A 14520-nucleotide genomic window follows, 5' to 3' on the forward strand; every position below is an offset into this window, starting at 1 on the left:
TCGCGGGTGTTGCAGGCTGAACCCGAGATCAGGCGTTGGCGTCCTGACGCTTGAGGCGAGCAGTGGCGCGGGCGCGGTCGGTCGCCGCGAGCACGACCTTGCGGATGCGCACCTTCTCGGGCGTGACCTCGACGCATTCGTCGTCACGGGCGAACTCGAGCGACTCCTCCAGCGTGAGCACGCGCGGGGGCGTCATCGACTCGAAGGAGTCGGAGGTCGACGAACGCATGTTCGTGAGCTTCTTCTCCTTGGTGATGTTGACGTCCATGTCGTCGGCGCGCGAGTTCTCGCCGATGACCATGCCCTCGTAGACCTCTTCGGTGGGCTGCACGAAGAAGCTCATGCGCTCCTGCAGGGCGATCATCGCGAAGGGGGTCACGACGCCCGAGCGGTCAGCGACGATCGAGCCGTTCTGGCGAGTTGTGATCGAGCCCGCCCAGTCGTCGTAGCCGTGCGAGATCGCGTTGGCGATGCCGGTGCCGCGCGTGATCGTCAGGAACTCGCTGCGGAAACCGATCAGGCCGCGGGAGGGGACGACGAACTCCATGCGCACCCACCCGGTGCCGTGGTTCGACATGCCGTCCATGCGGCCCTTGCGTGCGGCCATGAGCTGCGTGATCGCACCGAGGTGCTCTTCGGGCGCGTCGATGGTGAGGTGCTCGAACGGCTCCTTCAGCTTGCCGTCCTCGCCGCGCTTGGTGACGACCTGCGGCTTGCCGACCGTGAGCTCGAAGCCCTCGCGGCGCATGTTCTCGACGAGGATCGCCAGGGCGAGCTCGCCGCGTCCCTGAACCTCCCACGCGTCGGGACGTCCGATGTCGACGACCTTGAGCGAGACGTTGCCGATGAGCTCGCGGTCGAGCCGGTCCTTCACCATGCGCGCCGTCAGCTTGTGGCCCTTGACCTTGCCCATGAGCGGCGAGGTGTTCGTGCCGATCGTCATCGAAATGGCGGGGTCGTCGACCGTGATCGCCTTGAGCGGCCGGACGTCGTCGGGGTCGGCGATGGTCTCGCCGATCGTGATGTCGGGGAAGCCCGCGATCGCGACGATGTCACCGGGGCCGGCGTCCTCGGCCGGGAAGCGCTCGAGCGCCCGGGTCTTCAAGAGCTCGGTGACGCGCGCATTGCTCGTGGTGCCGTCGGCACGCACCCAGGCGACGGTCTGGCCCTTCTTGAGCGTGCCGTTGAAGACACGCAGCAGGGCGAGGCGACCGAGGAACGGGCTCGAGTCGAGGTTCGTGACCCACGCCTGCAGCGGAGCCTCGTCGTCGTAGGAGGGAGCCGGGACGTGCTCGAGGATCGCCTCGAACAGCGGCTCGAGGTCGTCGTTGTCGGGCAGCTCGCCGTTGCCGGGACGGTTGCGCGAGGCGGCGCCGGCGCGACCCGACGCGTAGACCACGGGGACATCGAGCAGCGCGTCGACGTCGAGATCGGGGACGTCGTCGGCGAGATCGCCGGCCAGACCGAGGAGCAGATCGTGCGCCTCTTCCTCGACCTCGGCGATGCGGGCGTCGGGACGGTCGGTCTTGTTGACGAGCAGGATGACGGGGAGCTTCGCCTCGAGCGCCTTGCGCAGCACGAAGCGCGTCTGCGGGAGCGGGCCCTCGGATGCGTCGACGAGCAGCACGACGCCGTCGACCATCGACAACCCGCGCTCGACCTCGCCGCCGAAGTCGGCGTGACCCGGAGTGTCGATGACGTTGATCGTCACGGGCACGTCGCTGTGGATGCCGTTGTAGGTGATCGCCGTGTTCTTCGCGAGGATCGTGATGCCCTTCTCGCGCTCGAGATCGTTGGAGTCCATGGCACGTTCCTCGACGTGCGCGTGGTCTCCGAACGAGCCGGTCTGGCGGAGCATGGCATCGACGAGCGTCGTCTTGCCGTGGTCGACGTGCGCGACGATCGCGACGTTGCGGAGGTCAGGACGAAGGGCGTGCGCCATGAAGAGGGTCCTCAGGATGAAGGGAAAACGCCGGGATGCCGACGGGACAGTTTAACGCAGGCGCCCTGCGAGTTCGCGGGGCGCCTGCGAGAGGTCCGGGACGGGACCTCAGGATGCGTCGAGGATCTGTCGCCGGATCGCGCGCCGGGCGGCCTGCTCAGCGGGATCGGGCACCGGGATGGCCGCGATGAGACGCTGGGTGTACGCCTCCTTCGGCGCGCGGAGGATCTCGTCCCGCGTGCCCTGCTCGGCGATCTGGCCGTGGTAGAGCACGACGATGCGGTCGGCCATTGCGTCGACGACCGCGAGGTCGTGGCTGATGAACAGGCAGGCGAAGTGGTACTCCTCCTGCAGCTCGCTCAGCAGCTCGAGCACGCGTGCCTGGACCGAGACGTCGAGAGCGCTCGTCGGCTCATCCGCCACGAGCAGGCGCGGCTTCAGGGCGAGCGCTCGGGCGATGCCGACGCGCTGCTTCTGACCGCCCGACAGCTCGTGCGGGTACCGGTTGCGGTACGAGCGCGGCAGGCGCACGTCGTCGAGCAGGGTCTCGACCCGCTTGTCGAGCGCTGAGCCCTTCGCCTCCCCTGCCAGCAGCATGGGTTCGCCGATGCTCTCGCCGATCGGAAGGCGCGGGTTGAGCGACGACGAGGGGTCCTGGAACACGATGCCGACTTTGCGGCGCAGCGACCGGATGATCTTGCGGTCGCCGCCGCTGATGTCGATGCCGTCGACGACGAGCTTTCCCTCGGCGATCGGCTGCAGGCCGATCGCCGCCCGGCCGATCGTCGACTTGCCGGAGCCCGATTCGCCGACGAGTCCGACGATCTCGCCTTCCGCGATGTCGAGAGACACGTCGTCGACAGCGCGGAAGGCCGCGACGCGACCACGCTTGCCGTACTCGATCGACACGTTCTCGAGCGACAGAACGGGGGCCTCGATGCGCGGCGCGGCAGCCGGATCGATCGCGACGGCGGGCGTGTGCTCCTCGACGACGCTGGCCAGCGCCTCGACGACGTCGACCGTCTCGTCACCCTCGCCGCCCTGACCGAGGCGCGGAACGGCGGCGAGCAGCTCGCGCGTGTAGGCCGCCTGCGGGTCTCCGAGCACCTGCGAGACGCTCCCCTGCTCGACGACCTCGCCGTCCTTCATCACGACGATCCAGTCGGCGAGGTCGGCGACGACGCCCATGTCGTGGGTGATGAGCAGCACGGCCGACTGGAGCCGGTCGCGCAGGTCGCGCAGCAGATCGAGGATCTCGGCCTGCACCGTGACGTCGAGAGCCGTCGTGGGCTCGTCGGCGATGAGAAGAGCAGGGTCGAGGCAGATCGCCTGCGCGATCATGGCACGCTGGCGCTGGCCGCCCGAAAGCTGGTGCGGGTAAGAGGCGAAAGCCTTCTCGGGGTCGGGCAGACCGACCATGCCGAGGAGCTCGAGCGCGCGCGCCTTGGCCTCGCTGGGGCTCTTCGACGTGTGCGCGCGGATGGCTTCGATGATCTGGAAGCCCACCGTGAGCACCGGGTTCAGCGCCGTCATCGGCTCCTGGAAGATCGCGGCGACCTCCGAGCCGCGAAGCTGGCGCAGCTGCCGCGGGCTCAGGTTCGTGACATCGCGGCCGTTGACCTTGATCGTGCCCCGAACTCGGCTGTTGATGGGCAGGAGGTCGAGGATGGCCATCGAGCTCGCGCTCTTGCCCGACCCGGACTCACCGACGACAGCGACCACCTGACCACGCGAGATCGAGTAGTCGAGGTGCTTGGCGGCGGGAACCCAGTAGCCGTCGACGGCGAAGTCGACGCTGACGTCGACCATCTCCAGGGCGGGGACGGTGGTGTCGGTGGGAGTGCTCATGACGCGATCCTTCGCGGCTCGGTCCGCCGGGGCGCGGCGGCAACGGATGAAAGAATAAGCGGATGCAGGCGGTCACGTTCCGGTCCACGTTCAACAAGGTGCTCAGCATCCTGCTGTGGACGGCGCTCGGCGCCGCTGCGGCGGCCGCGCTGTTCAGCCCGGGCGCTCTCCCGCTGCTGGCGGGCGTCCCGGTGGCGGCTGCCGGCGGCGCGGCCCTGGTCTGGGCCCTGCTGTGGGCGCCGTGCATCCGCGTGGACGAGGCGGGCGTGCAGGTCGACAACGTTCTGGTCGAGCATCGCATCCCGTGGGGCGCACTGATCCATGTCGACACGGCCTACGCGCTGACCCTGCACACGCCGGCACGACGCATCCGTGCTACGGGAGCTCCCGCCCCCGGCCAGCTGACCGCTTTCCGGGCGACGCGTTCCGAGAAGCGACGCCTCGACCGACTCGGCGCCGGCGAGGGCATCCGTCCGGGCGACCTCCCCGGCACCGACTCCGGCCGTGCCGCCGAACTCGTCCGCGGCCGATGGGAGCGGCTGCGCGACAGCGGCGTCATCGAGCCGGGCCGCGCCGATCAGCTCTCCGTCCAGCGAACGCCCCGCACCGGCGCGATACTCGCCGTGGTGCTGGGAGCCACGGCTCTCATCGGCGGCGTGCTCCTGCTCTGACGTCGCGGGGCGCATCACGAGGATGCCCGCTCCTTGGTGCGGCGGCGCGAGAACCGCTTCTGCCGGGGGTCGAACGCATCGCGCAGACCGTCGCCGACGAAGTTGACGAGCAGCGCCAGCAGCACGATGAACGTCGCAGGCCACCAGAAGAGCCACGGACGGGTCTGGAACGCCGACTGGTTGTCGGAGATGATCAGCCCGAGCGACACGTCCGGCGGGCGCACGCCGAGCTGCAGGTAGCTCAACGCCGTCTCGAGAAGGATGGCGGCGGCAGCCAGGAGCGTCGCCGCGACGATGACGACGCCGATCGCGTTCGGCAGGATGTGCTTGAAGATGATGCGGATGTCGCTGGCGCCCGCGACACGGGCCGCCTCGACGAACTCGCGCTCGCGGAGGCTCAGGAACTCGGCGCGCACGAGACGCGCGATCACCATCCACGACACGAGGGCGAGGAAGGCCGCAAGCAGCCAGACGCCGAGGCCGCCGGTCGCGCGACCGACGATCGCGCCGATGACGAGGGCGGGGATCACGATGAAGACGTCGGTGATGCGCATGAGGATCGAGTCGACGATGCCGCGGTAGTACCCCGCCACGGCACCGATGACGGTGCCGATGATCGTGCCGCCGAGGCCGATGACGAGCATCACGATGACCGAGTTCTGCACGCCGCGCATCGTCATCGCGAAGTAGTCGATGCCGATGCGGCTCTGACCGAAGGGGTGCTCGCCGAGGTGGATGCCCTCGCCGCCCAGCCATTCGGGAACGACCGAGAGGGTCGGCGCGCCGCCCGCCGTCGCGGGACTCAGCGTCGTGTAGTCGTGCTTCCACCAGCCGGGGATCGGGCCGATCCCGATCGCGCTCATGGAGAAGGCGACGACGATCAGGAACAGGATGCCGGACACGACCGCCACCTTGTTCGCGAGGAAGCGCCGCAGGATCAGGCGCCCCTGGCTGACGCCGACGGTGTCGTCGGCGGTCGGCGCTGCGGCGGGAGCCTCGACGGGCTCGGGCATCATCTGGCTCATCGGATGTCCTCCGGGTTACGAGGGGTCGAGGCGCTCACGCGGCGACCCGGACGCGGGGATCCAGCGCCGCGTAGGCGAGGTCCGCGAGGAAGTTGAACAGGATCGCGGTGAAGGCGATGACGAGGAAGTACCCCATGATCGGGTTCACGTCGATGCGCTGCAGCGAGGAGACGAACAGCGATCCCATGCCGCTGATGGCGAAGACGCGCTCGGTGATGACCGCGCCGCCGAGCAGCGCGCCGACGTCGGTGGCGACGAGCGTGGCGATCGGGATCAGCATGTTCCGGAGCGCGTGCCGCATGACGACGGTCCGCTCCGACAGGCCCTTCGCGCGAGCCGTGCGGATGTAGTCCTGACCCATCACCTCGAGCAGACCGGAACGTGCGTAGCGGGTGTAGCCGGCGAAGGAGATGAGGAGCAGCGCGATCGTCGGCAGCAGCAGGTGGGTGAACGTGTCGATACCCGTGAGCCAGACATCGCCCGTGAAGCCGGGGGTCGAAGCGCCCACGGTGGCGATCGGGCGGTTGTTGATCCGCGGGTTCGAGGTGTACTGCGGCCAGGACTGCATGAAGCGGTCGAGCACGATGAACGCGCCGACGAGCACCGCGACGATGACGCCGATGCGCATCGCCTGGCCGCGGTCCGGACCGCCGAGGAGCCAGCCGGTCAGCAGGCCGACCGCGACGGCGGCCAAGGCCAGGATCACCAGCGTGCCGAACGACGAGATGTCGAGCAGGCCCTGAAGCGCGAAGTAGCAGATGTAGCCGATGAGGCCGTTCACACCGGCGACGATGAGCGCGCGGCGGTTCTCGAGTCCGGCCACGAGGGCCGTGGTGAGGACGGCGACGCCCACCGTGAGCAGCAGGATGCCGACGGGGCCGAAGCCGGGGTTGCGGAACCAGTTCGTGAGGTCGAAGTAGACCAGGAGCGCTGCGGTCGCGGCTCCCGAGATGCCGGCGGTGACCAGCCGTCGCTTCAGCGCGCCTCCGACGGCCGCCTGCCACACGAAGGCACTGACGACCGTGATGGCGATGATCACGCCGATCGGGATGTTCGTCTCGGACTGCAGGAAGTCGTTGAAGCCCAGCGCGACGAACTCCTTCAGGAGGACGGCGATGAGGAACGAAGGCAGCGAGTAGAGGAAGAAGCTGAGCAGCGTGACCGAGAAGTCGAAACCGCTGTACTGGCGGAGGGCCGTGATGATGCCGACCGCGATGCCGAGGAGGATCGCGACGATCAGCGACACCGTGACGAGCTGCACGGTGGAGATCATCGCGGTGGGGAGGATGTCGAGGACCTTGGCGTTGGAGATCGTCGTTCCCAGGTCGCAAGATCCCGCGAAGGGGATGAGGCACTGCGCCGCTCCCCCGAGCCAGAGGAAGTATCGCAGCGGCACCGGCGTGTCGAGGTCGAGAGCGGCGACGCGGGCCGCGATCAGCTGGTCTCGGTTCGGGGCGCTCGACTCGCGGAGGTCCTGCAGGGGGTCGCCGGCGTTGGCGGACAGCACGTACATGATGAACGACGCTGCGAGCAGGACCAGGATCGAGACGGCGATACGCCTGAGGACGAATCCGACCATCGCGGGGATCTTCCTTCTGTTGGTGGTCGCCGCGCGGTAGCGCGGCGGATGATGGTGTCCGCGGTAGCGGACATGGCGGGGCGCCGGAGCCATGTCGACTCCGGCGCCCTCCAGGTTAACCGGGTGTCAGCCGTTCAGCTGTCAGCCCGCGAGCTTCCACTCCTGCGCGTTCCAGACGATTCCGGTCTGGCCGCCGAAGTAGGTCACGCCCGTGACCGTACCGTTGTCGGCGAACAGGCCCGGCGACTGGAACAGCGGCAGACCGTAGAAGTCCTTCGCGGTCTCGGTGTCGATCTCGACCTTGATCTCGGCGAGGCGATCGGCGTCAACCGTCACCTGGCTCTCGTCGACGAGGCCGTCGACCGTGGTGTTGGAGTAGTTGTTGTAGTTTCCACCACCGTTGGTCTTGAAGATCTGCGGGAGCGCGGCGTTACCGGCACCCGGCGAGACCCAACCGAAGATCGACGCGTCGTAGCTGCCGCTGCCGAGGAGCGAGCCCCAGTCGGGCGAGCCGGCGTCCTCGATCACGAAGCCTGCCTCCTGAGCCGACTGCTGGATCGCACGGAACGAGTCGACACGGTTCGGGTTGTTGGTGTTGTAGAGGATGCGCACGGTCGGGGTCGCACCGGCGAGCAGCGCCTTGGCGCCCTCGATGTCGGGCTCGGTGAACGCGTCGTATCCGCTCGCCGCGACGGCCGTCTCGTACTGAGCACCGTCGGTGGGCAGGAAGATCTGCGAGTTCAGGACCTCGGCCTCGGGGTTGACCGGCGTGACGATCGACTCGAGGATCTGCTGACGCGGGATCGTCTTGAGGAACGCCTCACGAACGTTCGAGTCGGCGAAGACGCCGCCAAAGCTCAGGTCGAGGTGGTCGTACGCGAGCTGGTCACCCGTGTGGACGGTCGCGTTGGCGTTCTCGAGTGCCGTCAGCGTGTCGGCGGACGGCTGCGGCTGGATCGCCTGGACCTCGCCGTTCTGCAGAGCGGTGACCTGAGCGTTCGAGTCGCCGATGAAGCGGATCACGAGCTGGTCGTAGTCGGGGCTCATCTCGCCCTTGTACTCCGGGTTCTTGCCGAGCGTGATGCTCGACTCGGGAACGAAGTCCGTGACGATGAACGGGCCGCTCGCGACCAGCAGGCTCTCGTCGGTCGGCATGGCCGTGACGTTGTAGCCCGTGTTCCAGAAGTCGGCCGCGGCCTTCAGGGTCTCGTTCGGAGCCGCGGGAGCGTCGACGTTGCCCTCGGGCAGTGTCTTGAGCAGCTCGATGAAGTCGGCCTCGGAGACGCCTGCCTTCTCGGCGAGGACGTGAGCCGGCTTGCCGATCGGGTTGACGAGCTCGTAGTCGACGAACGGCGTGCCGTACGTGATCGTCATCGACATGTTGTCGTCGCCGATCTCGGGGAACGACGTGGTGTCGAGACCCGCGGTGCTGCCTGCGAGGCTGAAGTACTGCGTGCCGCCGTTGGTGACCTCACCCGTGGCGGGGTCGAGGACGGCGTCGTCGTAGTAGCCCGACGAGATCGCCCAGTTGACGAGCATGTCGTCGGCGTTGATCGGCTCGCCGTCGGACCACGTGAGACCCTCGTTGATGGTGTACTTCACCGTCAGCGGGTCTTCGGACACGGTCTCGTAGGTGCCGAAGTCGGTGTTAGGGATGACGCTGTAGTCGGCGTCGAGACGCTGGAAACCACCCAGGCCCAGTCCGCCGCTCACACCGGTCAGGTAGCCGACCATCCCGTTGGTGTCGAGGTTCGCCTCGGGGGTGTCGCCGTTGAACGACGTGAAGGCGTTGGTCGTGGCGATCGTGATCGTGCCGCCGTCGCCGCCGCCCGAGTCGGCGTTGTCATCGTTGGGTGCTGTGGTGCAGCCGGCAAGCGCCAGAGCCGCGATCGCGACACCCGCCCCTGCCGTGATGGCGCGTGAACGCCGGGTGTTTCCAGACACATTTCCTCCTGTGCAAGGGATGGGTGCGGGTGGGCAGACCGGTTAACGATCGACCGCCGCGGATACCAAGACGATAAGTAGCGGTCAGACGTTGGTCAAAACTGGTTGGGTAAACGTTACATATCCTTAACCGGACGCGCGATCATCGAAGCAGTTTGCACGGGCGGGCGCCGCCAGACCTGGCATCCGCCGCTTCCGCGGCTCGAGGAGGACAGATGACGCACGTGTCACGGACCCGACTGTGGTGGGAGATCGCCATCGTCCTGGCGCTCTCGGTCGGTCGGTCGGCGTTCTTCTCCGCCCTGTCCTTCCTGCAGGCGGTGACGAGCCCCGTGAGTCTCGGGGATCAGTCGACGTCGCTGAATCCCGGCGCGGCGACCGTGGACCCCTGGTCGGTCGTCTCGCAGGTCTCCTCGAACCTCTTCAACCTCGCACCCGTCGCGTTGGCGATCTATTTCCTCTGGGAGCCCGGCCGTTCGGCGCTGCGCCGCATCGGATTGGATTTCCGGATGTTCGGGAGGGATGCCGGTGCCGGCATCCTGCTCGTCGCTCTCGTCGGAGTACCGGGACTCGGGCTCTACGCTCTCGGGCGTGCGCTCGGGATCACCGTCCAGGTCGGCGCCGCGCCCCTCGACGGCGGGTGGACCGCCATCCTGCTGCTCGCTCTCGCCGCGCTGCGCGCAGGTCTCACCGAAGAGGTCATCTTCATCGGGTACCTCTTCGACCGGCTCCGCCGTCTCGGGTGGAGCACGTGGGCCATCATCCTGTCGACCGCCGCCCTGCGCGGGATGTACCACGCGTATCAGGGCGTCGGTCCGATCTTCGGCAACGTCGCCATGGGCGTGGTGTTCGGGTGGGTGTACCACCGCTGGGGTCGGGTCATGCCGCTGGTGATCGCGCACGTCGTGATCGACGTCATCGCCTTCATCGGCTACCCGCTCGCCGCGGCATGGTGGCCCGGCGTCTTCTGAGACACCGCGGTCGCCGAGAACGTAACCCTGCGCCGAGCACGCACGGTAGATGGTGCGTGCTCGGCGAGAGGGTGCGTTCTCGCAACGCCGGACGGCGTCAGGCGAATGCCTCCGGCGGCGGGCAGGCGCACACGAGATTGCGATCGCCGTAGGCCTGGTCGATGCGTCGCACCGGGGGCCAGTACTTGCCGCGAACGAGCGACCGGACGGGGTAGACCGCTTCCTCGCGCGTGTAGGCGTGCGACCACTCCGACGCGACCGCCGCCTCCGCCGTGTGCGGGGCACCGACGAGCGGGTTGTCGTCGGCGGGCCACTCCCCCGCCGCGACGCGGTCGGCTTCGGCACGGATGGCGATCATCGCCTCGATGAAGCGGTCGATCTCGGCGAGGTCCTCCGACTCGGTCGGCTCGACCATGAGCGTGCCCGCCACCGGGAACGACATCGTCGGCGCGTGGAACCCGTAGTCGATCAGCCGCTTCGCGACGTCGTCGACCGTGACACCGGTGCGCTCGCGCAGCGGGCGGAGGTCGAGGATGCACTCGTGCGCGACGAGTCCGCCTTCCCCCGCGTACAGCACCGGGTAGTGCTCGCGCAGACGCACCGCGACGTAGTTCGCCGCCAGCACCGCTGCGCCCGTCGCCGCGCGGAGACCGCGAGCACCCAGCATCCGAACGTACGCCCACGAGATCGGGAGGATGGATGCCGAGCCGAAGGGCGCCGCAGAGATCGGGCCGCCGTCGAAGACGAGACCGCCCGCATGCTCCGCGCGCTGCGCGAACGGATGCGACGGGAGGAAGGGCGCGAGGTGCGCCTTCGCGGCCACGGGACCGACGCCCGGGCCGCCGCCGCCGTGCGGGATCGCGAACGTCTTGTGCAGGTTGAGGTGCGAGACGTCGCCGCCGAGGTCGCCGAAGCGCGCGAAACCGAGGAGCGCGTTGAGGTTCGCGCCGTCGACGTACACCTGGCCGCCGGCATCGTGCACGGCCTCGGTGATGGCGAGCACCTCGTGCTCGTACACCCCATGGGTCGACGGATAGGTGATCATCAACGCCGACAGGGCCGCGGCATGCTGCTCGATCTTCGCGCGCAGGTCGTCGAGGTCGACGTTGCCCGCCTCGTCGCAGGCCACGACGACGACGCGCATCCCCGCCAGCACGGCCGACGCGGCGTTCGTGCCGTGCGCCGACGACGGGATGAGGCAGACGGTTCGATCGAGGTCGCCGCGCGACCGGTGGTACCCGCGGATCGCGAGGAGCCCCGCGAGCTCGCCCTGCGAACCGGCGTTGGGCTGCAGCGAGACGGCGTCGTAGCCGGTCACCTCGGCGAGCCAGGACTCGAGCTGGTCGACGAGCTCGAGGTATCCCCGGACGTCGTCCGCGGGCGCGAACGGATGCACACGCGCGAACTCCGGCCACGTCACGGCGGCCATCTCGGTCGCGGCGTTCAGCTTCATCGTGCACGAGCCGAGCGGGATCATCCCACGGTCGAGCGCGTAGTCGCGGTCGGCGAGGCGCTTGAGGTAGCGCATCATCGCCGTCTCGGAGTGGTGGCTGTTGAAGACCGGATGCGTGAGGTACTCGTCCTCGCGCAGCAGTCCGGGCAGCGCGTGCCGCTCCGGCCACGCCCGACCGGCGACGAAGGCGAACGCGCGCTGGTCGGGTCCGCCGAACGCCTGCGCGATCCGGTGCAGGTCGGTCGTGGTCGTCGTCTCGTCGACCGAGACGCCGACCGTGTCGCCGTCGCGGTGCCAGAGCTGGTAGCCGAGCTCGCGTGCGGCCGCGACGACCGCGGCGGCCCGACCCGGTACCCGGACGGTCAGGGTGTCGAAGAAGTGCTGGTGCGCGACCTCGGCGCCGGCATCCGTCAGCCACTCGGCGAGCAGCGCCGCGTGGCCGGCCGCCGCCTGAGCGATGCCGCGCAGTCCGTCGGGGCCGTGGTAGACGGCGTACATCGAGGCCATGACCGCCAGCAGCACCTGGGCGGTGCAGATGTTCGAGGTCGCCTTCTCCCGTCGGATGTGCTGCTCGCGGGTCTGCAGCGACAGCCGGTATGCGGGGGCTCCCGCCGCGTCGACCGAGACGCCGACGAGACGACCGGGCAGCTGGCGCTCGAGACCGGCGCGTACCGCCATATAGCCGGCGTGCGGTCCACCGAAGCCCATCGGCACGCCGAACCGCTGAGTCGTCCCGACGGCCACATCGGCTCCGAGCGACCCGGGCGAACGGAGCAGCGTCAGCGCGAGGAGATCCGCGGCGACGACGACGAGACCCCCCGCCGCCTGCACCTCGCCGATGATCGCGCTGGGATCCCACACGCGACCGGAGGCGCCGGGGTACTGCACGAACGCGCCGAAGACCGGGTCGTCGGAGCGAGCGGCGTCCGGGTCGCCGGCGAAATCGACCTCGCGCAGCTCGATGCCGAGCGCCTCGGCACGGTGTCGGAGCAGGGCCTTGGTCTGCGGGAGCGCATCGGCGTCGACGAGGAACACGTCGCTGCGCGACTTCGAGGCACGTCGGGCCACGAGCATGCCCTCGACGACCGCCGTGGCCTCGTCGAGCATCGACGCGTTCGCCGTGGCGAGACCCGTGAGGTCGGTGACCATGGTCTGGAAGTTGATGAGCGCCTCGAGCCGACCCTGCGAGATCTCGGGCTGGTAGGGCGTGTACGCGGTGTACCAGGAGGGGTTCTCGAGCACGTTCCGCTGGATCACGGCAGGGGTGAACGTGTCGTAGTACCCCAGCCCGATCATGGACCGCGCCACCCGGTTGCGCGATGCCAGCTCGCGCAGCTCTGCGAGGGCCTCGTGCTCCGCGGCCGCGGGCGGGATGACGCTGTCGGGAAGCGCGTCGACCTGGATCGCCGCGGGCACGGCTCGCGCGAGCAACGCATCGACGTCGGGGTAGCCGAGGACGTCCAGCATCCGCTGCTGGGCGGTGCCGTCGGTGCCGATGTGACGGGCGGCGAAAGCCGAGGTCATCGGTCCCCGCCGGTGAGCTCGACGTAAGCGGCGCGGTCGAGCAGAGCGTCCGCGTCGGCGGGATCGATCTCGATGCGGACGAGCCAGCCCTCGCCGAACGGCCCGGCGTTGACGAGCGATGGGTCGTCAACGACGGCCTCGTTGATCTCCACGATCGTTCCGCTGAGCGGCGCGTAGAGCTCGCCGACCGACTTCGTCGACTCGATCTCGCCGCAGACGGCGTCGGCGGTCACGGCGGTTCCGACAGCGGGGAGGTCGACGAACACGACGTCGCCCAGCTTCTCGGCGGCGTAGTCGGTGATGCCGACGGTCGCGGTGGTGCCCGAGAGGTCGACCCACTCGTGCTCGGCGGTGTACTTCAGGGCGGCGAGATCGGTCATTTCTTCCTCCGGTAGAACGGCAGCGTGGTGACGGTGGCGGGAATGCGGGTGCCGCGCACATCGAGCCCGAGCTCGGTGCCCGGCGCGGCGTGTTCGGGGGCGACGTAGGCCATCGCGATCGGATGCCCCAGCGTCGGGCTCAGCGCGCCGCTCGTGACCTCCCCGACGCGCTCGCCGTCGGGGCCGAGCACGGCGTAGCCCGCTCGGCCGGCGCGACGCCCGGCCGAGACAAGGCCGACGAGGACCCGTGCGTCGGCGTCGGCGGCGCGAGACGACAGCGCCTCGCGCCCGACGAACTCCGGCTTGTCCATCGCGACGACTCGGCCGAGGCCGGCCTGCGCGGGGGTGACGGCCCGCAAGAGCTCGTGCCCGTACAGCGGCATCCCGGCTTCGAGTCGGAGCGTGTCGCGTGAGGCGAGCCCGGCCGGGACGAGCCCGTGGGGCGCACCCGCGGCCAGCAGCGCGTCCCAGAGCGCCTCGGCCGCGCCGATCGGGACCATCAGCTCGAAGCCGTCCTCACCGGTGTAGCCGGTGCGCGCGAGGAGCAGGGGCTCGCCTGCGAACTCACCGGAGGCCCACGCGTAGTACTTCGTGTCGGCCAGCGCGACGCCGGTCGTCGTCAGGCCAGGAGTGGCCTCGAGCACCGACAGCGCCGCCGGCCCCTGGACGGCCAGGAGCGCGTACTCGTCGGTGAGGTCGCGCACCTCGACGTCCCACCCCTCGGCGCGCTGTTCAAGGGCTTCCCAGACCTCGGCACGGTTGCCCGCGTTCGCGATGATCAGGAAGCGCTCGCCGCCGAGGCGGTACACGATGACGTCGTCGACGATGCCGCCGTCGGCCGCGAGGACGAGCGAGTACTTGGCCTTGCCGACCGGCATCGCCGAGACGGTGCCCGCGAGTGCGACGTCGAGGCATTCGCCGGCGACCGACCCGGTGACCTCGAACTCGGCCATGTGCGAGATGTCAAACAGGCCGGCGGCAGTGCGGACGGCGTGGTGCTCGGCGAGGTCGGACGTGTAGCGGACGGGCATGAGCCAGCCGCCGAAGTCGGTGAAGGAAGCGCCGAGCGCAGCGTGACGATGATGCAGGACGGTGGAGCGGGGATCTGACATGAGTTCTCCCGTTGCGGGCGGGCGGCTGCCACGGCTGCGGCACCCGGAACTCCCCCTCTGTCTTGGGCCTG

At 69.2% G+C, this 14520-nt stretch carries 10 protein-coding genes; 2 read left to right on the forward strand and 8 right to left on the reverse strand.

Features of this window, described 5'->3' with window-relative positions; all coding sequences use genetic code 11:
* Nucleotides 1-28: 28 nt before the first annotated feature.
* Both typA and AA0Y20_RS11715 read right to left on the reverse strand, forming a co-directional pair.
* The gene (gene typA / locus AA0Y20_RS11710) at nucleotides 29-1942 is read right to left on the reverse strand and encodes a translational GTPase TypA (RefSeq protein WP_412939371.1); all 1914 of its coding nucleotides are present in this window, start codon (nucleotides 1940-1942) and stop codon (nucleotides 29-31) included.
* A gap of 108 nt (nucleotides 1943-2050) precedes the next feature.
* Complete coding sequence (locus AA0Y20_RS11715; RefSeq protein ID WP_412939372.1) at nucleotides 2051-3790, reverse strand: dipeptide ABC transporter ATP-binding protein; 1740 nt, start codon at nucleotides 3788-3790, stop codon at nucleotides 2051-2053.
* A gap of 62 nt (nucleotides 3791-3852) precedes the next feature.
* On the opposite strand from AA0Y20_RS11715, the gene AA0Y20_RS11720 reads away from it, so the two are divergent.
* On the forward strand, nucleotides 3853-4461 hold the full coding sequence (locus AA0Y20_RS11720; RefSeq protein WP_412939373.1) for a PH domain-containing protein: 609 nt from the start codon (nucleotides 3853-3855) through the stop codon (nucleotides 4459-4461).
* 14 nt (nucleotides 4462-4475) lie between these two features.
* Here AA0Y20_RS11720 and AA0Y20_RS11725 read toward each other — a convergent pair whose 3' ends face one another.
* From AA0Y20_RS11725 to AA0Y20_RS11735, 3 genes are all read right to left on the reverse strand, one after another.
* Nucleotides 4476-5486 (reverse strand): ABC transporter permease, encoded by a 1011-nt coding sequence (locus tag AA0Y20_RS11725; RefSeq protein ID WP_412939374.1) that lies wholly within the window; start codon nucleotides 5484-5486, stop codon nucleotides 4476-4478.
* A gap of 34 nt (nucleotides 5487-5520) precedes the next feature.
* Complete coding sequence (locus AA0Y20_RS11730; RefSeq protein ID WP_412939760.1) at nucleotides 5521-7065, reverse strand: ABC transporter permease; 1545 nt, start codon at nucleotides 7063-7065, stop codon at nucleotides 5521-5523.
* Between the two features lie 141 nt (nucleotides 7066-7206).
* Nucleotides 7207-9009: an ABC transporter family substrate-binding protein gene (locus AA0Y20_RS11735; RefSeq protein ID WP_412939375.1), complete on the reverse strand. Its 1803-nt coding sequence runs from the start codon at nucleotides 9007-9009 to the stop codon at nucleotides 7207-7209.
* Between the two features lie 215 nt (nucleotides 9010-9224).
* On the opposite strand from AA0Y20_RS11735, the gene AA0Y20_RS11740 reads away from it, so the two are divergent.
* Nucleotides 9225-9980, forward strand: a complete 756-nt coding sequence (locus AA0Y20_RS11740; protein WP_412939376.1) for a CPBP family intramembrane glutamic endopeptidase — start codon at nucleotides 9225-9227, stop codon at nucleotides 9978-9980.
* Between the two features lie 97 nt (nucleotides 9981-10077).
* Here AA0Y20_RS11740 and gcvP read toward each other — a convergent pair whose 3' ends face one another.
* Genes gcvP through gcvT form a run of 3 tightly spaced genes read right to left on the reverse strand, consistent with a single transcriptional unit; the run spans nucleotide 10078 to nucleotide 14449 of the window.
* The gene (gcvP, locus tag AA0Y20_RS11745) at nucleotides 10078-12957 is read right to left on the reverse strand and encodes an aminomethyl-transferring glycine dehydrogenase (RefSeq protein ID WP_412939377.1); all 2880 of its coding nucleotides are present in this window, start codon (nucleotides 12955-12957) and stop codon (nucleotides 10078-10080) included.
* Nucleotides 12954-13337: a glycine cleavage system protein GcvH gene (gene gcvH / locus AA0Y20_RS11750; protein WP_412939378.1), complete on the reverse strand. Its 384-nt coding sequence runs from the start codon at nucleotides 13335-13337 to the stop codon at nucleotides 12954-12956. Before gcvH ends, gcvP begins: the two co-directional genes overlap by 4 nt.
* Nucleotides 13334-14449, reverse strand: coding sequence for a glycine cleavage system aminomethyltransferase GcvT (gene gcvT, locus AA0Y20_RS11755; RefSeq protein ID WP_412939379.1), 1116 nt, complete (start codon nucleotides 14447-14449; stop codon nucleotides 13334-13336). Before gcvT ends, gcvH begins: the two co-directional genes overlap by 4 nt.
* Nucleotides 14450-14520: the final 71 nt, after the last annotated feature.

It is taken from the genome of Microbacterium pratiae (genome assembly GCF_047302165.1).
Taxonomy (GTDB): Bacteria; Actinomycetota; Actinomycetes; order Actinomycetales; family Microbacteriaceae; genus Microbacterium.